Raw genomic sequence first — 21,052 nt, 5'->3', positions numbered from 1 at the left:
CCTGATCGTTCAGGTCAGGGGGCTCCGGGGAGGTTGCCAGGAATAGCTACGTCATGTTCCATTCGGTGTTTCTGAAAACCCGCAACGCCTCCCTGTGTGGAGGCGTTGGGCTTTTTGCTTGCCCAAAGACGCGGGGCGTGGTGACCGGTCGGCCAGTGGACTTTGAAGGATATTCTTGAGCGTCTTTTCTCTACTCCTTGTGGAAGGAGGGTGGGTGGTGAATCGGTAGCGCTCAACTGTGCGAGAAGTACTGCTTCAGGCCATACACGAGCCCAGCGAAGGGCATGCCGAGCGCAGCGTAAACGGCCTCGGCTTCGGGCGCGGCGTTGTCGGCCAGAATCTCGACGGCGACGTTCGAGTAACCAACGGGGATCACGCCGGCCTGCAGCATGCGCGCCACGCCCATGGCAACTTGCGTCTGGGTGAAGCCGCCGGAAGCATCGATCACGGCATAGCTGTTGTAGCCGTCGGCAATGGCCGAGATCGCGGGGAAGGCGAGGCAAACGTCGGTCGAGATACCCGTCACGATCAGGTGCTTGCGGCCGGTCGCCTTGACCGCATCGACGACACGACGCTCGTCCCAGGCGTTGACAGTGGTGCGCTCGATGCGCTTCACACCCGGCAGCGCTTCGGCGAGTTCGGGGATCAGCGGCCCCCACATTCCCTCGGTTGTCGTGGTGACGATGATCGGCAGCTTCAGCGCCAACGCTGCCTTGGCCAGGCCGACAACGTTGTGCTTGAGGGCCAGTGTGTCGATGTCGCGCACGCCGGTGTAAAGGCCGACCTGATGGTCAACCAGCAGCAGGATGGCATTTTCGCGGGTCAGGCGTTCGTTGAAAGGAGGCGAGTTCATGGCGAGGCTCTCCGGGGCAGGTTGAGATGCCTTGACATTATAATCCGGGAACAATCAGGCAAAATGAGAGCCCTCGTCTGCCCGACGGGATGATCAGCCGACGCGATCACGGCATTTTGTCGCGATGTAGCTCGCGTCGACCTTATTCTTCAAGAAGGGACAGGGTCCTGGCGTCTGGCTCACCGCCGAAAAACTGATCGAGGGCCTGCTGGAACAGGGGCTGTTCGGGCTTGATACTGGCGAATAGCGTGAGAGAGGAGCGCAACTTCAGGTCATCGGGGTGGCCGAGGATGGCCAGTGCACTCTTGTCGCGGTGTTGCAGGAGGGTACTGACGCTTTCCTCCAGCCGTGGCCCCAACACATCATGCAGCAGATAGGCCCGGGCTTCGGCAGCACCAGAAATGGCAAAGCGCTGGGCCATCTCGCTATGCCCGAGACCCTGCAGTTGCGGGAAGATGAACCACATCCAGTGACTGCTCTTGCGCCCGGCACGCAACTCTTCCATGGCTCGGTTAAAAACCGGGCGCTGGGCCTCGACGAAACGAAGAAGATTGAAGGGATCGTGCATGCTTGTACTCCCTCAGTTGGCTGACACAGCAAACGCGCTATTAATTTTTGCACTCCGCCGACACCACTTGGCAGGTGCTTGGCGTGCCGCCGGATCGGCTGGCATAACGTTTGCAATTATCCAGGGATTTTTGCCGAGCCATGCCCAAAGTGGAGCCCCAGGCCAAGCCGCCTTCGCCGGCAGAGGGTAGCGCTTTGGCGTAGCAGTTCGAGGCTATGCTTGAGGTCGAATAGCGGTGTGCGGCAGTTTTGCTTGAACATCCGGCTGTCAGCGCCAGGTTGATGGCGAGCAGGGAGAGTAGGGCCCATGACGAGCATTGGCGCGCTGTTATTCCGGTCATCCCATTTCTCCAGTATCAAGAGGCGAGAGGTGTGTTTGTGGTTGTGCTCTATTCAGATTAGACGGTGTTGCGCCTGCCCTTGCGTCGCCCTCAAAGGTGATCCGCATCAATCACAGCCTTGGCGAACGCCTGCGGAGCTTCCTGCGGCAGGTTGTGGCCGATGCCACCGCTGATCAGCCGAAACTCGTATTTGCCGGTAAAGCGCTTGGCGTAATCCTCGGGGGCAGGGTGCGGCGCGCCGTTGGCATCGCCTTCAAGGGTGATGGTTGGCACGCTGATGGAAGGCGCCTTGGCCAGTTTCTGCTCTAGAGCTTCGTATTGGGGCTCGCCTTGAATCAGGCCCAGGCGCCAGCGGTAGTTGAACACGGTGATGTCGACATGGTCGGGGTTGTCCAGAGCCTTGGCGCTGCGGTCGTAGGTGGCGTCATCGAACGCCCATTTCGGCGAAGCCGTTTGCCATATCAACTTGGCGAAGTCGTGGGTGTTTTTCTCGTACCCGGCGCGACCGCGGTCGGTGGCGAAGTAAAACTGATACCACCACTGCAATTCAGCCTTCGGTGGCAGCGGGTTCTTGCCGGCCGCCTGGTTACCGATCAGATAGCCGCTGACCGAGACCAGTGCCTTGACCCGCTCTGGCCATAGCGCCGAGACGATGTCGGCCGACCGCGCGCCCCAATCATAACCACCGAGCACGGCTTGCTTGATCTTCAGCGCATCCATGAAGTCGATGACGTCACTTGCCAGCGCGGTTGGTTGGCCATTGCGAAGGGTTTTCTCGGACAGGAAATGCGTATCGCCGTAGCCGCGCGCATACGGCATCAGCACTCGATAGCCCTTTGCTGCAAGTAAGGGTGCGACCTCGTCATAGCTGTGAATGTCGTATGGCCAGCCGTGCAGAAGAATCACCACCGGCCCATTGGCCGGGCCTGTTTCGGCGTATGCGACGTTCAGTAGTCCGGCATTGACATGCTTCAGCGGGCCGAACGGAGAGGGTGCCGCATGAGCGGTACCGGCATTGATCGCGGCTGGCTGTGCGGTTGCGGTCGTTTGCGCGTGGGCCACGCCGAGAGTGCCGAACAGGCTGAGCGCGAGGATTGACGAGCCGACCAGACGGCGGCGTGTTTTACCGGTTTTGTTGTTCTGCACTGCCATCTTCATGGTGATGTCTCCTTTGCACGTTGTTGACTGGAGAGTCTGGCTGATTCCCTTCAAACCTTGCTTGCATTTGAAGGCGGTGACGTATCGGGCCTGTGTCGTATCGCAGGCCAGATGAAAGCCTGCGTGTCGAGATGTTATTCAGAAACACTGTGACGCACAGCGTATCAGCAGAATTGCTATGGGATGACCCCCTACATTCGTCATGAGGCGGATTATCCAGGCAAGCCGCTTCCTTGCAAAGATCGACCAAAAGCGGTCCATAACCAGGAAGTACTTTGGGTCGATGCGCACGCGCCAGGTTTGGGGCGAGCCATGGTCCTGAGCGCATAAAGTTGAAATGCACGGCGTTGCCCGACAGAATCGCGGCCCGATCCGGCCAAAGGTGCCGGACGTTCGCGGTGAAAAGGGGCAGCAGTTGAACGAACAGACATTGTCCATGCGCCTGGAGCGCGTGGCGGAGCATGTGCCAGCAGGTGCGCGCCTGGCCGATATCGGCTCGGATCACGGCTACCTGCCTGTGGCGTTGATGCGCCGTGGCGCTATCGCGGCGGCGGTGGCCGGCGAGGTGGCATTGACGCCGTTTTGCTCGGCGGAACGCACCGTGCGCGAGAACGGCCTGGACCACCAGATCAGCGTGCGCCTGGCCAACGGCCTGGCGGCGATCGAGCCGGGAGACGGGATCACGGCAATCAGCATCTGCGGCATGGGCGGCGAGACGATCCGCGACATCCTCGACAGTGGCAAAACGCGTCTGAGCGGCCAGGAGCGTCTGATCCTTCAGCCCAATGGCGGCGAGCAGCCACTGCGCCAATGGCTGATGGAAAATGGTTACCGCATCCTCTGCGAGGAAGTGCTGCGGGAAAACCGCTTCGACTACGAAATCATCGTCGCCGAGCGCGCCGGGTCGGTGATGTACACGGCCGAGGAACTGTACTTCGGTCCGCTGCAGATGCAGGCACGCAGTCCGGTGTTCCTGGCCAAGTGGCAGCGCATGCTGCGCGAGAAGCAGAAGACCCTGAGCAACTTCGCCCGAGCGCGGCAGGCCGTGCCCGAGGAGAAGGTGCAGGACATCGCCCGGCAGGTACGGTGGATCACCGAGCTGCTGGCTTGAGCCCGGTCTGGGGGAGGGCGAAAAGTCGCCGAGCGGCGATCAGGCAAGGCGACTTTTCCTGATAGTGATGAGGCCGGGAGCACAACGCCACGGCGCTGATCACTCAGAAGCAAGCGTGGCATCGCCCTTCATCGGTTGAGTGTCAGCGACCGTCTGGCGACCCACCTTGAACCATGCGGCGTACAGCGCCGGGACGAAGAAGATCGTCAGTAGCGTCGCCACGGTAAGGCCGCCCATGATTGCAATGGCCATCGGTCCCCAGAACACACTTCGGGTGAGCGGGATCATTGCGAGCACGGTGGCCAGCGCCGTCAGCATCACCGGACGGGCCCGGTGAATGGCGGCATCCAGCACGGCATTCCACGGGTCGCGCCCTTCAGCGATCTCAGTTTGCACCTGGTCGATCAGGATCACCGAGTTGCGCATGATCATGCCACCCAGTGCGATGACGCCCAGGATTGCGACGAAGCCCAGCGGTGACTGGAACACCAACAGCGCCGGCACCACACCGATCAGGCCCAGCGGTGCGGTCAGCATCACCATCCACATGCGGGAAAAGTTCTGCAGTTGCAGCATCAGCAGCAACATGATGGTGATCAGCATCAGCGGGGCCACGGCGAGCAGCGCCTTGTTGGCCTTGTCACTTTCTTCCACCGCACCGCCCACGTCTATGCGGTAGCCCGTCGGCAGTTTGGCTTCGATGTCCTTGAGCAACGGCTGGATCTCCTGTGTCACCGATACACCTTGCTCGCCATCCTTCACGTCGGCACGCACCGTGATCGCCATGTCGCGGTTGCGGCGCCACAGTACCGGTTCTTCCAGCTCAGAGTGCACTTGTGCAACTTGCGACAACGGCACTACCGTGCCCTGGCGTGTGTACAGGTTGATGTCTTTCAGTGTGTCGAGGTTCAAGCGCTCCTCAGGCACGGCACGGGCCACGATGTCGATCAGGTCCTCGTGCTCACGTAGTTGCGACACCGTTGCGCCGTTCATCACGGTCTGGGTCGCCAACGATACGTCGGCCGGTGTGAGGCCCAGCGCGCTTGCCTTGTCCTGATCAAGCTGGACTTTCAGCGTGCGAACCGGGTCGTTCCAGTCGAGCTGGAGGTCGCGCACCTTCGAGTTGGACGCGACCACCTTCTCCACATCGCGGGCGATCTTGCGCACCACCTGGGTATCGGGGCCGACGACGCGGAACTGCACCGGATAACCGACGGGCGGCCCCAGCTCAAGCCGGGTTACGCGCACCCACGCCTGCGGGAACTGCTGGTCGGCGGCGGCCATCAGCCGCGCACGCACCCGCTCGCGCGCATCCAGATCCTTGGTCATCACGACGAACTGGGCAAAGCCCGGATTCGGCAGTTCGGGGTTGAGCGAGAGATAGAAGCGCGGTGCACCGGCGCCGGTGTAGGCGGTGAAATACTTGATCTCCTCATCCTTCGACAGCTGCGCCTCCATCCGCTTCACCTGCTCGGTGGTCGCCGCGAAGGACGAACCTTCTTTCATGCGCAGATCGACGACCAGCTCAGGGCGCGAACTGTTGGGGAAGAACTGCTGCGGCACAAACTTCATGCCGGCCAGCGCCAGCGCCAGGGCGCCAAACGTTGCGCCGATGACCACCCAGCGGCGCTCGATGGCGGTATCGATCAGGCCGCGCAGCTTGCGGTAGAACTTCGAGTCATACGGATCACCGGCATGCTGGTGCTTGCCGAAGTCCTTGGGCAGCATCTTGACCGCCAGGTACGGCGTGAAGATACCCGAGCAGATCCACGAGAACAGCACCGCGGCACCGACGATCCAGAAAATCCCACCCGCGTACTCGCCAGTAGTGGATTTCGAGAGGCCAATAGGCAAGAAGCCCACAACAGTGATCAGTGCGCCGGTCAGTCGCGGCATGGCGGTGGACTGGTAGGAGAAGGCAGCCGCCTTCACGCGGTCCATGCCGGCCTCCATCTTCACCACCATCATTTCGATAGCGATGATTGCGTCATCGACCAGCAGCCCGAGTGCGATGATCAGCGAGCCGAGCGAGATGCGCTCGAGGTTCCAGCCCATCGCCAGCATCACCAGCGCCACGCCACCCAACACCAGCGGCACCGAGGTCGCGACCACAAGGCCTGTGCGCCAGCCGAGACTGGCCAGGCTCACCGCGATCACGATGATCAGTGCCTCCATCAGCGACCGCTCGAAGTCCCAGATCGCGTCCTTCACCGTGGAGGGCTGGTCGGCTACGCGCTCCAGTTCCACGCCGTGCGGCAGCTCGGACTGGATCTTGGTGACCGCCGTCTCCATCGCCTTGCCGAGGTCTACGATATTGCCGTCGTTGGTCATCGTGATGCCAAGCATCAGCACCGGCTGGCCATTGTGGCGGACCGTGTAGGTTGGCGGGTCCTCAAAGCCGCGCGAGACGGTCGCGATGTCGCCGAGCTTGATCAGCCGGCCACCCGCGGTGATGGGCACGTTGCGGATAGCCTCTTCGCTGGCGAACTGGCCGCTCACGCGGACCATGACGCGGTCGCCGTTGGTGTCGATCTGGCCGGCGGGCAACATGGCGTTCTGGCTCTTCAGGCTTTCGGCGATGGCCAACGGTGTAATGCCCAGCGCTGCCAGGCGCTCATGCGAGAACTCGACGTAGATACGCTTGGCCTGCTTGCCGATGACATCGATCTTCTTGACCATCGGGACCTTCAGCAGGCTGCGCTTGATGTCCTCGGCCGCGTCCGACAGCTCGGCGTGACCGACACCGTCGCCCTTGACTGCGTACATCAGGCCATACACGTCGCCGTACTCGTCGTTTACGATTGGGCCGATCACGCCGTCAGGCAGCTCACGGCTCAGGTCGTTGAGTTTCTTGCGCGCCTGATACCAGGCCTCGCGCTGGTCGGCCTTGGAGGTGCCGCCGCGCACGGTTAGCGTCATGCCCGCGTAGCCTTGCCGCGCGTAGGTGACCACCTTCTCGAAGTTGTCGATCTGCTCGAATTTCTTCTCCATGCGATTGAGGACCTGGTCCTGCATCTGCTGGGCGGTTGCGCCCGGCCAGATGACGATCGAGGTCATGGAGGGCACGGAAAAGCTCGGATCCTCGAGCTGACCGAGCCGGGTGAAACTGAAGACGCCGGCCACTGCTACGATGATCAGCATGAACAGGACGATGGCGCGATGACGCAGCGCCCAGTCGGTGAGGTTGAAGTTGTTCATCGGGCAGCCTGCTGCGTGGTATTCGCGTCAACGATCGCCGCGCCGGGAAGCGCGACCTTGAGTCCAGCTGTCATCTTCTGGACCCCGGCGGTGACGACCAATACGCCGGTCTGCGGCCCGGAGACGAGCACCTCGTCGTTGCGGTAGCCCCAAACGGCGACACGCTCCAGTTCGACGGTGCCGACTGGATCCTTGCCCGCTGGCGTGACCACCCACAGCGCCGGCTGACCGCCGCTTTGTGTCAGTGCCGTGGCGGGTACTGCTGCCACCGAGACATTTGTCATCTTGCGCTCGGCCATTACCGTGGCGGTGGCACCCAGTGGCAGCGCCTTCTCCGGCTTGAGCCGCGCGCGATAGGTACGCGTCTGCGCTGCAGCCTGCGGCGACAGTTCACGCAGCGTGACATCGAAGGTCTCGTTTGCTGCACTGGCCAGCGAGGCCTTGAACCGCGCCTCCTTGACGACAGACAGCTGATCTTCGGGCACATCGATGACGATCTCGGATTCATCCGGATTCGCCACCGAAACTACCGGTTGGCCCTCCGCCACGATTTGCCCCGCCTCAAAGCGCACAGCCGTGACGACGCCGCTTCGAGAAGCGCGCAGCACGGTGTACTTGAGCCGGTTGCGCGCGAGTTCAAGCTTCCGAGCCTCGGCTTCGGCGGTCGCATGTGCGGTCTGGGCATTGGTATGGGCGCGCTCGTCGTCGGCCGCACTGACCGAGCCGTCAACCTTCAGCGCGGTCAAGCGCTGGCGCTCCGAGTCGGCCTGGTGCGTCTGCTCGATGGCAACCGTCCACTGTTGCTGCGACGCTTCCTCAGCGAGGCGGTAGTCGCTGTCCTCCAGCACAGCCAGTATGTCGCCTTCGTGCACAAACTGGCCTACATCGGCCTTGCGCTGGGCGACCTTGCCGCCCACGCGGAAGGCCTGATCGACTTCATGCCGCGACTGTATGGTGCCCACGTAGCGACTGACTTCGCGAGCATTGTCATAGTTGATTTCAACGGTGCGCACCGGCCGTGGTGCCTGCACGGCGGGTTGGTCCGGGCTACACGCGGACAGCATGACGGCGACGGCCAGGGCGCCGGCCGCAGTAAGGGAGTTCTTCAAGGCGGTTCCTCTTTGAGAAACGATAGGTTCTTAGGAAAGTGGTGGTCGGTCGGCTTTGGTAGCAGCTGTGGGGGTGGCGGGTTGTTCGAACACCTGCCAGCCTCCGCCCAGTGCCTTGTAGAGCTGTACGCTATCGAGCAGCAGCCGAGTATTGCTGTCGTTGGCGTTCAGGCGTGCCGCCAGGCGCGCCCGCTGCGAATCCAGCAGCGGCAACAGGTCGATCTGCCCGCGGTTATAGAGCGACTGGGCGCGGTTCTGTGCAGACTCCGCAGACGCGGCGGCCAATTGCAGCGATCCGGCGCGGTGGCGTTCCTGCGTCAGCGTGACGAGGGCGTTCTCCACATCCTCGAGCGCCCGTACCATGCCGTCTTCGGCGTGTAGCAGCGCCTCTTGTTGAGCACTTTCGGCAGCGTCGTTGATCGCTTGCGTGCGCCCGGCGTTGAAGATCGGCATTGCCAGCAGGCCCGCCACGTTGGTGAAGCGCGCAGCGCCGAGATCTACGCCGTTCAGGTTCAGGTCCTGGCGGCCGAAGGACGCGCCGAGGAAGAGCCGCGGGAACCACTCGGCCGCGGCCTGTTGGCGGCGCGCATTGGCTGCGTCGAGCTGCGCCATCAGCGCCAGCACGTCAGGTCGACGTTGCAGCAGCGCGGCGGGCTGGCCCGGCTTGGCCTCGGGCACCGCCGCCACATCGCTACTCGAGGACTGGATGTTCGCGGTATTGAAGGACTGGTCGGCGACCAGCACCGCGATACGATGGCGCGACACCGCCGCCAGCGTTTCCAGCGGTGGAATCTGCGCCCGTGCCGACAAGGCGTCGGTCTGCGCGCGCTCGACGTCGAAGGCAGATGCCAGCCCCGCCTGCTGGCGCGCGGTGACCAGACGCAGCGTCTCGTCCTGCATCGCCGAAATGGCGCGCAGCGTCGCGACCTGGCGCTGCGCGCCGATCAGTGTGAAGTAGTTGCTGACGACGTCGCTCATCACCAGCAGGCGTACACCACGCATGCTGTCCTGCGCGGCCAGCGCATCGGCGTTGGCCGCCGCTGCGCCAGCGCGCAGGCGGCCGCTCAGGTCGAGTTCCCACGAGACATCCAGGCCCACACCGGTGGTCTTGGTATCCGGAACAGCCTGTTTTGTGGCCGAGTTGTAGCCGGTGCTGCTATCGCTGCCGGAGACGGATGCGCCGACGCTCGGGAACAGCCAGGAACGGCTGACCGTTTCGCCGGCATGCGCGGCGCGCAGGCGCTCGGCGGCAATCTTGACGTCGCGGTTCTCGCGCGCTGCTCGGCGCACCAGATCCGTCAGCACCGGGTCGTGGTAGACCTCCCACCATGCCGCCTCGGGTTCCATCTCGGAGGATGTGCTCGCGGCGAAGTTGCTCGGCAGTTCGACCGACGGTTTGACGACCGGGGTGGAGCAACCGCCCAGGGCGAGGGCGATTGAAGTGGCAAGGGCGGCTGCAACGGCGAGCCCGGCCCGTTGCAAGGTTGCCCGACCGGTATGGAGGGGCAGTGGAAAGGAAACTGGAAGTCGCGGCATCGGATTGGACTCGTGTGGATTCGAGATGGCAACAGCGTAAGGGTCGGTATGCGCGAAGTTGTCAGCGAAGCGTCGCCGTTCGGTCGCCATATCGAGCGCTCATTGATGTTGCAGACGTCACTCGCCGTCGGCATCTGCCGTGTGCTCGCCGGCCGCCGACACGAGGTCCGAGGCAATCGACTCCAACAGTTCTTCGGCGGACGAGAACTCGCGCTGACGCCCGGTGACGAGGTTTTCGAGGCGGCCCACAAGGGCCCCCGGCGTAGCATCGCCACGCAGTTTCACTACGTATGAGCGGCGGCTCGGATACTTGGATTCAGGGTTCAGGATCATCGCAGACCAGGGGCTCAGGAAAGTTCGACGACAGCGTAGGCCGTCCCCCTGGTTCAAGTCGTAAGCGAAAGGTCAGGCTTCGGTCGGGACTGCGCCGTTCCTACAAAAATCAATGCCGGTCAGTTAAGGGCCTGAACACCACAACCCTGTGGGAGCGAGCCTGCTCGCGATAGCGGTGGCTCAGCCAATATTGATGCTGAATGTACCGCCGTCATCGCGAGCAGGCTCGCTCCCACAGGGTTGTGTCCTTAACGCTTCAAGCAGGCTTGGCAGCCTGAAGCAGCGAGCGTGCACGTTTGACCAGCTCGGTTCCGTCCGTTTCGGGCGACTGGTCAACCAGCCTCGCCAATGCCTGGTGGTCCTCGGTCGTGGCGTCGTGGTGCTCGCACAGTTCGACCAGCGCGAGCAGTTCCAGCCACGGAGCTTCCTGGGTACGAGCCTCCTCAATCGCATGCCGAACCGCAGCGTTGCCAGCATCGAGCCGGCCCTGCATCCGCGCAATCGCTGCCTCCAGCAGCAACAGTTGCGGCAGGTATACGCGCTCGCCCAGTTCTTCTCCTACTCGTAGTGCTTGCTCCAGCTCGACTCGCGCGGCGTCGCAATCACCCGCCAGCAGCAACGCCTCGGCGGCGTAGCCGAGCACCTCGCTGGCACCGGAGCGCATGCCTAGCCCGGTGTGTTCTTCGTAGGCCTGGCGGATGCGCCGGTAGCCGTCACGCGGCGCGCCGTTGCGCGCGTCGGCCCAGCCGCGCCACCAGCGGCAAGCCGTACGTCCCAGTGCGAGCGAATACTCATCGACCAGCTTCTGCATGTCGTCAGCCAACGCGGCTACACGCACAGGGTTGCCCATCCGCACCTCGATCAACACCTCCTGCCAGGTGGCGACCAGCCAGGTCATCGGTTGGCGAAGCATCTGCGCGCGGGTCCGTGCTCGCTGCATGTGGGCTCGGCCTTGCACAATCAGGCCAGAGCGCACGAGTTCTATGGCCAGCATTCCGTGCAGCATGACCTGAGGATCGGCCGCAAAAATCTCGTTCGCCCCGATGTCCAGGGGCTCGGCAATCGCGAGGGCGCGCTCTAGCCAACTGCGGGTCGTTTGCGTGCGGCCCTGAAGGTGATGCACCTCACCCTGCACGATGCACGCCGCCAGCATGAGCGCTGGATCGTTCGTCTCGGACGAGAGGGTTTCGGCACGTTCCGCGACCTCCAGCGCCAGCGCATAGTCGCCGCGCAGACCCAGCAGATAGCCGAATCCGTGCAGCAGGCGTCCGCGCATTGGATGCTCGGGTACTACCGCGAGCAGCGTGTACGCGCGTTCGAACGCGTTCCTGGCTTCGTTGCCGACACCGAACGTGTGAAAAGCCGATACGCCCTGCAGTGTGGCCAAGGTGATTTCGAGCGTATCGCGCTCGTTCCCTTCCGGTGCCTGCGTCAGCAGGACCAACGCGCGCTCAGTGAGGGCGATGCACAAGGTCGGGCTGAAGTGCAGCAACGCGGCTTCTGCGGCCTCGGCGTAGTAGCGCAGAGCGATCATCGGCTGCCGGGCCCGGTCGAAGTGCATCGCCAACTCCGAGGCCGCGACCGGCACGCCGGCCGTGCGCTCGCGTTCGAGGGCGGCGCCCACCTGGTGATGGAGGTGGGTGCGCAATGAGCGTGGCGTGCGGTCGTACAGCACCTGGCGGAAGAGGGCGTGCCGGAACGAGTAGGGTAGCTCTACCGTCTCTTCAGCGTCGGTGGTCCGTGACCGTGTGAGCCATACCTGCTCGCGCACCAGTTCCTCGCAGGTGTCGGCCACAGCAGCGAGGTCGCGCTCGAGGGCCAGCGAAACCGTCTCGACCCGGAATTCGACGCCGCATACCGCTGCCGCCGAGAGCAGCGTACGCTGCTCCTGTGCGAGCTTGGAGATGTAGTGATCGATGATGGCCGCGAGGTTCTCGGGGACCGCCAATCCTGCCAGCCGAGCCTCGATGGTGGCGTCGTCGTCCGTCGGGTCCATCACCTCACTGATGACTGACGATACGAACAACGGCACACCGTCAGTGCGCTCGTGCAGGGCCCGTACGAAAGTTTCATCTCGCGCCAACGAGGCCGAATGCAGCGCAACATAGTCAGCGACCTCGGTTTCCGAGAACGGATCGAGCACCACTTCCTCGCACAGACGTTGCAGGCGCAGTTCGTGGCGCAACGAGCTGAGCGGATGATCGAGCGCTACCACCTCGGCGAGGCGAAAGCTCGACAGCCACATAAACCGCATGCGGCTACGTCGCCGCGCCAGATAGTCGATGAGCTGGACCGTCGCCCGGTCGCTCCAGTGCAGGTCTTCGGTCACCAGCAACAGCGGGCGCTGCTCTGTGTAGCGGTCCAGCAGTTCGCCCATTTCCCGCAGCATGCGATCCGGGCCGATGCCAGCAAGCTCGCGCCGCAATGCATCCCGCTCCTCTGTAGTGCTCAGCCATGGCAGTTGCAGCAGCCAGGTCGGCGCCACGGCGCGCAACAGCGCTGGCAGGGTGGGGTCGCTGCGGCACAGATCGGCCAACGCCTCCAGCACCGGCAAGTACGGTTCGCCGCTGCCGTAGTGTTCCACGCAATGGCCGCGTGCGCAGGCGATACCGCCGCCAAGGCTGGCGAGGAAATGTTCGATCAACGTGGTCTTGCCAATCCCCGGCTCTCCAGCAAGCCAGACCACTGCACGTTGGCCACCGTAAGCCCGCTCCCACGCTCGTTGCAGTCTTGAAACCTCGTCGGTGCGACCGATGAATGGCGGTGACGGATGCGCGCCCGCCGCGGGTAACGTCGTGGATGCAGGCGCCATCGAAGGGGCAGGGGACGGCGCGGCGATGAAACGATAGCCGCGCCGCGACACCGTCTCGATGAAACGGGGCTTCCTGGGGTCGTCGCCCAACACCTTGCGCAGATCGCTGATGGCCGTCTTCAGCACCGAATCGCTGACAAACCGATGCCCCCACACTGCATCAAGCAGGGCATCCTTGGTTACCAGCGATCCCGGCTGGCGTGCAAGTACGCACAGCAGGGTGAAGGGCGTTGGTGCCAACGCGATGGCTTGTCCGTTACGTAACAAGCAGGCGTTGGCCTCGTCGAGCTCAAACTCGACGAAGCAAAGCTGGACCGGGTTCGGATGGGGCTGCGTACGCGCCACGTTTGATTCCTGAAGACTAAAACAAAGTTGTGCGCTGTGAAGCATGGCTCCAATGACAACGCTGATCGGCCCAGAAGCCAAGGCTCACCGGTCGGAAATTGACGCAGCGTGACTTCATTCCTCAGGCATCCGGGATGCATCTCTTCGGACCGGGTTCGATTTGCAAGCCCCCTGACACCTTCAGCGCAGCCCAAGTGGCCTCATTTGGGTGTGGTAATGATCTCAAAAAATAATGACTAAAAGATCAATATTGAAATATCACTCAATTTTGAATACCTTCATATTGCCTGACGATGAGACCTGCGTGTCTCACGACTTCAATCACAACAAGGGCTCGATATGAACAACAACAAGAAAGTATCCGAACTGCCGCCCGCTGCCATCGATGTGCTGGTCGTCGGTAACGGTCCGGTCGGTGCGACAATCGCGGCGCTGCTCGGCCGCTATGGGGTCAAGACACTGGTGCTGGACAAGATCCATGAAATCGTTCTAATGCCCCGCGCCATTGCCCTGGACAACGAGGCGCTGCGTATCCTGCAACTCGCCGGATTGTCGGAGGAGGCTTTCGAGAAGATCGCTATCCCGGAAGTAAAGATGCACTCGCCGGTTCTCGGGCAATTCGGTCGCGCCAACACTGCCGGGTGTATCGACGGCCACCCCAAGCTTGTGACCTTCTATCAACCCGACCTCGAACGAGCGATGCGCAGCCAGGTTTCCCGGCTGAAGTCAGTGACCAGCCTGGGCGGCTTCGAGCTTGAGAACCTGGTCGAGGAGTCGGACTGCGTCGTTGCCTCCGTGCGGGATCAGGAGGGTCACTCGCATTCCGTTCGCGCCCAGTACGTGGTCGGTGCAGATGGCGCAAGCTCCAGGGTCAGAACACTGATAGGCCAGGAGTTCGAAGGGCAGACCTATGCGGAGGATTGGCTGATTGTCGATGTCATGAACCGGCATAAGTCAGCGATTGATCACATTGAGTTTCTCTGCGATCCACGGCGCCCAACGCCGCATATGCCCGCACCCGGCGGGAGGGAGCGTTGGGAGTTCATGCTGCAACCCGGCGAATCGCGCGAAGAGCTGGAAAGCCCGGAAAGCATCGCCCGGCTGATTGCGCCATGGATCAAACCGCAGGAGCTGGAAATCGAGCGCAAGGCGGTGTATCGATTCCATGCGCGCTGCTGCAACAGATTCAGCAAGGGACGCGTCTTCCTCGCTGGCGACGCGGCGCACATCACCCCGCCTTTTGTCGGGCAGGGGCTCGTAGCGGGACTTCGAGATGGCGCCAACCTGGCCTGGAAACTGGCCTGGGTCCTTCGCGGCTATGCCGCGCCGGCGGTGCTCGACACCTATGACGCAGAGCGTCGCCCGCATGCTCAGGCGATGATCAATCTGGCGAAACTCATGGGCCGCCTGGTGATGCCCAAGAACAAGCTCGCGGCTTTCTTCATCCACGGCCTGATGCGCATGCTGACGTTGACTCCCGCTACCCGGAGGTACTTCGAGCAGTTGGACATCAAGCCGAAGAACATCTTCAAATACGGTCTGTTCGTGAAGCACCGTCGGGGCGACAAGCTGGTACGTGGCAGCCTGTTTCCCCAGGCCTGGGTTCGCACTATGCAAAAGCAGATCCAGCTGAGCGACGATGCGCTTGGGGATAATCTGACCCTGGTTGGTTTCGGCGTAGACCCATTGTCACTGCTGACCACTGCTCAAGTCGTTTCCTGGGAAAAAATGGGCGGGCACTTCCTGGAAATCAGGACACGCGGCCAACGCCCCAGCGGCCGTTGCGACTTCATCGAAGACCTGAACCATGACATCCTGCCGCTGGCTGCCAAAGGCACGCTCGTCGCGATTCGCCCTGACCGCATCATCATGCACCATGCTCCAGGCGTAGAGGCTGGCAGTCTCGTTCGAGACTGCCAGATGCTGATGGCGCACACCAATTCCACTGCCGATAGCGTTTCCATTACCATCAACGAACCCCCTCGATTAAGAGCCTGAAGATGCCGTCCCCCACTTGTCCTTCAGAAGCAACTGCGCAAGAGCCTCTCACCCGAGGCCACAAGAAGCGTGAACGCACCCGTCGCGGCCTGGTGGACGCGGCATTGCGTCTTGTCGCGCGCAAGGAGGTGGGGGAGATTGCGCTGCTCGACGTCGCTGCGGAGGCCGAGGTATCCAACGGCACCATCTACAACTATTTTCGAACACGCGACGAAGTGCTCGAGGCGGTTGGCATCGCCATGGCGACCGAGTTCTCCGATGCCATTTCCGCCCTGAGTTCGGACGTGCACTGCGGCGCGCAACGGCTTTCGATTGGCGTGCGCATGTTCGTATGCCGGGCCGCGTACGACCATCAATGGGCCAACGCGCTGCTGCGCATCATCCATTCCGATCAGACCATGCGTTCGCGCTTGGCTGCCCATGTGCTGAGCGACCTGCGTGATGGCCTGCGCGCGGGCATTTTCGCTTACGAGGACGAAGGGATCGCCCTGGACATGGTCGTATCGTGCACAACCGGAGCCATGCGTTCGGTGGTCGAGGGGCGTGCGGCGCCGGAGCACGATCTGCGGGTCGCCGAGATGATTCTCAAGGCTCTGGGCGCAACACCTGCCAGAGCCAAGCGAATCGCCGGTAAGCCGCTCCCCTAAGTCCTGATGTCATCTTCGGCCCGCTAGCCCTGCCAGAAGTCCTACGAATCTGAACAGTTGTGTTCATTTTCGTCGATATGTAGAAATCGATAGCCCCCCTCATTGGCCTTGCCATATCACTGATTATGTCCAAAGTAATGAGGGGTATAACGGTTTTTATCGTGGGGTACGTTCTTAATTCAAAAAACCTTGTTGACTGAAATTGAACACGAGTGTTCAATTGGTCCATGAGGTAATTCTGGAGAGAGAGCGTGGAATCCCTAAATCCGACACAGCGCCGCATTCATCAAGCCGCCTTTCGCCTGTTCGCTGAAAAAGGCAGCGCTCAGGTGAACATCCTCGACCTTGCGCAAGAGGCAGGAGTGGCGCGCGGCACGATCTATAGCAATATCGGCAGCATGGGAAACCTGTTCGAGGAGGTCGCTGGCTATCTCGCGAGGGAGATGCATGAGCGCGTCAACAAGAGCTTCAATTCCCTCTCCGATCCGGCTCAGCGCCTTGCCAATGGCATTCGATTCTTCATTCGTCGAGCTCATGAGGACCCCCAGTGGGGGGCGTTCATACATAAATTCGCCATGAGCAACTCTTCGTTGCGCGAAATGTTCAGCAGCCAAGCGACTACTGATCTTCTGAGCGGACTGTCCAGTGGGCGGTACACGTTTGCGCAGGAACAATTGCTCTCGGTACTGACGCTGATATCGAGCAGCGTCCTCGGCTCGATTTTCCTGGTGCTGGAAGGGCACAGAACGTGGCGCGAATCGGGCTCTGACACGGCCGAGCTGGTGCTACGGGCATTGGGCGTGCCTCACGAAGAGGCTAGAGCGCTGGCGATCACAGAGTTGCCGGCACTTCCCCCACTCGACTAAGCGCGGTAACCGACCCGACAAAAAACACCTCTGGCATTTTCAGAGGTGCGGGGATTGTTTTGGCCTGAAAACCGGAAAACAAGAATAATGAACAACAAAAATGAAATACCCCTGTTGGCGACACAACATCCTGCTCGGCATCCGCAGCCGACGGTGAAGGCCCAGGATCTGACTTACCTGATCTTTCAACGGCCGGACTTGAACGAAGCGGCGCGGTTCCTGACGGACTTCGGCTTGACGGTCAGCCATCAGAGCGCCGATACGCTTTATCTACGCGCCACTGGACCGGCTGCCTATTGTTACCGTGTCCATCGTGCAGAGCATGCACGCTTTGTCGGGTTCGGACTGGCAGTCCGGTCTCTCGAGGATCTGCAAAAGCTGGCTCGAATCCCGGGCGCGTCATCGGTCGAGAAGTCGGCACATCCTGGCGGCGGGCATTACGTCAGGCTGACCGATCCTTCCGGGTTCATTGTGGAAGCTGTATGCGATCAGGTTCCAGGTAAAACGCTGGTACACAGAGCCCCGCTTCCGTGGAATCTGACGCAAGATCAGCCACGGATCAACTCGACTCAGCGCCCGCCGATTGCACCACCTGAAATACTTAAACTCGGCCACATCGTGATTGAAGTGGCCGACTACCAGGCGACCTGTGCCTGGTATGCGCAGCATTTCGGGTTTATTCCCAGCGATGTGCAGGTACTCCCAGACGGCACACCTATCGTCGCCTTCATGCGCCTTGACCTCGGTCAGATTCCAACGGCTCACCATACGCTCGCGATAGCGCAAGGGTTCATGGCCACCTATAGCCATAGCGCCTATGAGGTCGTCGATGCCGATGCGGTGGGCATGGGGCAGCGCGTCCTGCGGGAGCGGGGGTGGGAGCACTCGTGGGGAATCGGCCGCCACATACTGGGCAGTCAGATCTTCGACTACTGGCAAGACCCTTGGGGCGATAAGCACGAGCATTACTGCGACGGGGATATCTTCACGGACGCACAGCCTACGGGCATTCATCCCGTGAGTCCCGAGGCGATGGCGCAGTGGGGGCAGCGCATGCCCAAGAGTTTTACCAAACCCAAGATGAACGTGACCAATCTGCGTGCGCTGATCCGTAACCTGCGGCGCAGCCCGGACCTGACATTTCGCAAGTTGATAACGCTTATGCGGATGTTCGGGTAGATCCGTCAGTCCTTCCTCAGAACAACACCACAGTTCTCGCGCTGCCGCGCGCGGGATAAACGCTGCTCCAGGAGTACCTTCAATGTCTGCTGTACACGTCGTCCGCTTTGAGTTTCAGAACGGTATCCACTGGGGCGTGCTACGCCAAGGCCGTATCTCTATAGTCCCCGGCGTTTTTGAAACCACCGGTGACTTCATTCGCCAGAACAGTATCGACGACCTCGCTCGAATGAACGGTACGGAGTTGGATGAAGGCGAAGTGAAACTGCTGTCGCCGGTGACTCGTAACCAGCAGTTCGTCTGCCAGGGTGCCAACTATCGTCAGCACATGATCGAGTCGGGCATGGACCCGGATGCGAAGAAATTCAACATGATCTTCACCAAGGCGACGAGTTGCCTGGTGGCGGCCGACAGCGACCTGATCAAGCCGCGCACCGTGCGCTTCCTTGACTACGAGATCGAACTGGGGCTGGTGATGAAACGCGCGATCACCGGCGCCGTTACTGTCACCGACGCTAACCTGCATGAGTTCATCGCAGGCGTCGTCATCGTCAATGACTACTCCGCTCGTGACATTCAGATTCCCCAGATGCAGTTCTACAAGGGCAAGAGCTTCCGCACGTTTGGCCCGGTCGGTCCCTACCTCTGCCTTCTGGATGCCAAGGACATGCATTACCTGAAAGCACTGCAGCTGCGCCTGACGGTCAACGACCAGGTGCGACAGAACGACAGCACGGCGAACCTGGTTTACGGCCCCGCTGAAACCCTTACCGAGCTCTCCCGCGTGCAAGATCTCGCCCCCGGAGACCTGATCGCCACCGGTACCCCTGCAGGCTGTGCGCTAACGGTACCTTCGCCTGCCAAACAGCGCATTGCGGCCCTGATGCCGGAAGCCACCAAGTGGAAGCTTTTCCTCAAGGCGCAGGAAGGCCGGACGCAGTATCTCCAGGCGGGTGATGTGGTCGAGGCGCGCATTCGCAGCACCGATGGCGTGATCGACCTCGGTGTGCAACGCAACCGAGTCGTGGGGGAAGCCTGATGGTCGTGCAGACGTTGAACGACATCGAAAATCTCGAGCGAGTCCCCTTGTCGGAGCGTGGCCTGGCTTCCAGCACTTATGAAGCGCTGAGACGTACGGCCGGGCGCACTCCCGAGGCGCCCGCATTGAGTTTCTTCGCCGACGCCACTGACTTCAAAAACACCCACGACTGGAGCTATTCCGAGCTCTTCGCGGATATCACCCGTGCGGCGAATGCCTTCCATGATCTGGGCATAAAACCGGGCGAGGTGCTTGCGTTTATCCTGCCCAACCTGCCGGAAACCCATTTCACTATTTGGGGCGGGGAGGCGGCAGGCATCGTCATGGCGATCAATCCTCTGCTCGAAGCCAAGCAGATGGCCGGCTTGCTGAATGCTGCCAAGGCCTCCGTAGTGGTGACACTCGCACCGACTCCGGGTAGCGATCTGTGGCCCAAACTGGCTTCGCAGCTGGATCAGTTACCCGCAGTCAGGTCTGTGGTTTGGGTCAGCATGGAACCCTATGTCGCCGAACCTGTGCGCGGGATCCTGAAATCCGTGGCACTGAAGGAACGAGCCGTGCACAGCGCAATCGCGATCCATGATTGGCAATCGCTGATGAATACGCAGCCGCACACACACCTGAAGAGCGGTCGGCAAATCCGCCAGGATGAGTGCTCGTCCTACATCTGTACGGGCGGCACCACCGGGCTGCCGAAAATCGCCGCGCGAACCCATGGCTCGGAAGTCTTCAATGCATGGGCCATGGCCGCTCACATGCAGCCACGCAGCAGTGGCCAGGTTATCTTTTGTGGCTTGCCGCTGTTTCATGTCAATGGACAACTGGTGACGGGCCTGATGCCTTGGACTCAAGGTGACCAGGTGATCCTCGGGACGCCTCATGGGTATCGTGGCGAGGGGGTGATCCGACGATTCTGGGAGATGGTCGAGCACTTCGGTATCAACTTCTTTTCCGGTGTACCCACTGTCTATGCCGCACTTTTGCAAAATGAATGGCAGGGCCGCGACCTATCCAGTCTTCGCTATGCCATGTGTGGCGCCGCCCCAATGCCGGCTGAACTGTTCCGAGAGTTCGAGCGCCGGACCGGGGTAAAGATCCTTGAAGGTTATGGCCTGACGGAGGGTGCCTGCGTTTCCTCGATCAATCCGCCCCATGGCGAGCGTCATATCGGCTCCATCGGGATACGGATCGCCTACCAGAATATGCGCGCGGTCGTGCTCAATGATTCTGGAGAGTACCTGCGTGACGCCAATGTGGATGAGACCGGCCTCATCACGATCAGTGGGCCGAACCTCTTCGTTGGCTATCTGGAGGAGAGTCATAACCGCGGCCTCTGGATCGATATCGACGGTCGGCGCTGGCTGAATACGGGTGATTTGGGACGCCAGGATGCGCAAGGTTACTTCTGGCTGACCGGACGCAAGAAGGAGTTGATCATCCGCGGCGGCCACAACATCGATCCCAAGCAAATTGAAGAGGCTCTGCAAACGCATCCCGCCGTCGCGCTGGCCGCTGCAATCGGCAGCCCCGACGTCTACTCGGGCGAGGTGCCGGTCGCCTACGTTCAACTGCGACCCGGGCAAGCCTGCAACGCCGAAGAGCTTGAGGCGTTCGCTCATCTCAACATCAGCGAGCGGGCAGCAGTTCCCAAGCGCATTGAAATCCTCGAAGCGCTGCCACTGACTGCCGTGGGCAAGATATTCAAGCCTGCCTTGCAACAGCGAGAGATTGCCAGGGTGGTCCATCAGGCAGTGGAACGCCTGGGGCTTTCGGATATTGCAGTAGAGGTCGTGCAGGATAATCGCCGTGGGCAGGTCGCCTGCATCAGGGCCGGAACTGGCCAGGAGGTCCTGGCTCCTCTCCTTGGACACTACAGCTTTCAGGTCGAGTGGCTTAAATGAGCCCGAATTCGCTTCCGTAAGTCCAGCAAACCTGCCCTGGCACTCATCAGTCAGGGCCT

Annotated in this window: 16 protein-coding genes; 7 read left to right on the top strand and 9 right to left on the bottom strand. The window is 61.5% G+C overall.

Features of this window, described 5'->3' with window-relative positions; translation table 11 throughout:
• Nucleotides 1–232: 232 nt before the first annotated feature.
• From BK658_RS01655 to BK658_RS01640, 4 genes are all read right to left on the bottom strand, one after another.
• On the bottom strand, nucleotides 233–853 hold the full coding sequence (locus BK658_RS01655) for an isochorismatase family protein (protein ID WP_123580577.1): 621 nt from the start codon (nucleotides 851–853) through the stop codon (nucleotides 233–235).
• A gap of 142 nt (nucleotides 854–995) precedes the next feature.
• Nucleotides 996–1,421 (bottom strand): DUF1810 domain-containing protein, encoded by a 426-nt coding sequence (locus BK658_RS01650; RefSeq protein WP_123580575.1) that lies wholly within the window; start codon nucleotides 1,419–1,421, stop codon nucleotides 996–998.
• Between the two features lie 40 nt (nucleotides 1,422–1,461).
• On the bottom strand, nucleotides 1,462–1,761 hold the full coding sequence (locus BK658_RS01645; RefSeq protein WP_123580573.1) for a hypothetical protein: 300 nt from the start codon (nucleotides 1,759–1,761) through the stop codon (nucleotides 1,462–1,464).
• A gap of 90 nt (nucleotides 1,762–1,851) precedes the next feature.
• Complete coding sequence (locus BK658_RS01640) at nucleotides 1,852–2,919, bottom strand: alpha/beta fold hydrolase (RefSeq protein ID WP_123580570.1); 1,068 nt, start codon at nucleotides 2,917–2,919, stop codon at nucleotides 1,852–1,854.
• A gap of 415 nt (nucleotides 2,920–3,334) precedes the next feature.
• Here BK658_RS01640 and BK658_RS01635 point away from each other — a divergent pair, with 415 nt between their 5' ends.
• Nucleotides 3,335–4,030 carry a tRNA (adenine(22)-N(1))-methyltransferase gene (locus BK658_RS01635; protein ID WP_311196261.1) on the top strand — a complete coding sequence of 232 codons (696 nt, stop codon included), beginning with the start codon at nucleotides 3,335–3,337 and terminating at the stop codon, nucleotides 4,028–4,030.
• A 99-nt stretch (nucleotides 4,031–4,129) separates the two neighbouring features.
• On the opposite strand, the gene BK658_RS01630 is transcribed toward BK658_RS01635, so the two are convergent.
• From BK658_RS01630 to BK658_RS01610, 5 genes are all read right to left on the bottom strand, one after another.
• Nucleotides 4,130–7,228: an efflux RND transporter permease subunit gene (locus BK658_RS01630; protein ID WP_123580566.1), complete on the bottom strand. Its 3,099-nt coding sequence runs from the start codon at nucleotides 7,226–7,228 to the stop codon at nucleotides 4,130–4,132.
• Nucleotides 7,225–8,337: an efflux RND transporter periplasmic adaptor subunit gene (locus tag BK658_RS01625; RefSeq protein WP_123580564.1), complete on the bottom strand. Its 1,113-nt coding sequence runs from the start codon at nucleotides 8,335–8,337 to the stop codon at nucleotides 7,225–7,227. Before BK658_RS01625 ends, BK658_RS01630 begins: the two co-directional genes overlap by 4 nt.
• Before the next feature lie 30 nt (nucleotides 8,338–8,367).
• Nucleotides 8,368–9,873, bottom strand: coding sequence for an efflux transporter outer membrane subunit (locus BK658_RS01620; protein WP_123580787.1), 1,506 nt, complete (start codon nucleotides 9,871–9,873; stop codon nucleotides 8,368–8,370).
• 117 nt (nucleotides 9,874–9,990) lie between these two features.
• A complete protein-coding gene (locus tag BK658_RS30575) occupies nucleotides 9,991–10,206 on the bottom strand; it encodes a hypothetical protein (protein ID WP_123580562.1) in 216 nt (71 codons plus the stop codon).
• A gap of 256 nt (nucleotides 10,207–10,462) precedes the next feature.
• Nucleotides 10,463–13,363, bottom strand: coding sequence for an ATP-binding protein (locus BK658_RS01610; protein ID WP_123580561.1), 2,901 nt, complete (start codon nucleotides 13,361–13,363; stop codon nucleotides 10,463–10,465).
• A gap of 339 nt (nucleotides 13,364–13,702) precedes the next feature.
• On the opposite strand from BK658_RS01610, the gene mhpA reads away from it, so the two are divergent.
• From mhpA to BK658_RS01580, 6 genes are all read left to right on the top strand, one after another.
• Nucleotides 13,703–15,361, top strand: a complete 1,659-nt coding sequence (gene mhpA, locus BK658_RS01605) for a bifunctional 3-(3-hydroxy-phenyl)propionate/3-hydroxycinnamic acid hydroxylase MhpA (RefSeq protein ID WP_123580559.1) — start codon at nucleotides 13,703–13,705, stop codon at nucleotides 15,359–15,361.
• A gap of 2 nt (nucleotides 15,362–15,363) precedes the next feature.
• Nucleotides 15,364–16,008, top strand: coding sequence for a TetR/AcrR family transcriptional regulator (locus BK658_RS01600; RefSeq protein ID WP_123580557.1), 645 nt, complete (start codon nucleotides 15,364–15,366; stop codon nucleotides 16,006–16,008).
• A 251-nt stretch (nucleotides 16,009–16,259) separates the two neighbouring features.
• Nucleotides 16,260–16,874: a TetR/AcrR family transcriptional regulator gene (locus tag BK658_RS01595; protein ID WP_123580555.1), complete on the top strand. Its 615-nt coding sequence runs from the start codon at nucleotides 16,260–16,262 to the stop codon at nucleotides 16,872–16,874.
• Nucleotides 16,875–16,961: 87 nt separating this feature from the next.
• Nucleotides 16,962–18,053, top strand: a complete 1,092-nt coding sequence (locus BK658_RS01590; protein ID WP_123580554.1) for a VOC family protein — start codon at nucleotides 16,962–16,964, stop codon at nucleotides 18,051–18,053.
• An 82-nt stretch (nucleotides 18,054–18,135) separates the two neighbouring features.
• Complete coding sequence (locus BK658_RS01585; RefSeq protein ID WP_123580552.1) at nucleotides 18,136–19,092, top strand: fumarylacetoacetate hydrolase family protein; 957 nt, start codon at nucleotides 18,136–18,138, stop codon at nucleotides 19,090–19,092.
• Nucleotides 19,092–20,993, top strand: coding sequence for an acyl-CoA synthetase (locus BK658_RS01580; protein ID WP_123580549.1), 1,902 nt, complete (start codon nucleotides 19,092–19,094; stop codon nucleotides 20,991–20,993). Before BK658_RS01585 ends, BK658_RS01580 begins: the two co-directional genes overlap by 1 nt.
• The last annotated feature ends 59 nt before the right edge of the window (nucleotides 20,994–21,052 follow it).

The organism is Pseudomonas brassicacearum (assembly GCF_003732175.1).
In the GTDB taxonomy this organism is placed as follows: Bacteria; Pseudomonadota; Gammaproteobacteria; order Pseudomonadales; family Pseudomonadaceae; genus Aquipseudomonas; species Aquipseudomonas brassicacearum_G.
This window is presented reverse-complemented; position numbering and strand designations above follow the sequence as displayed.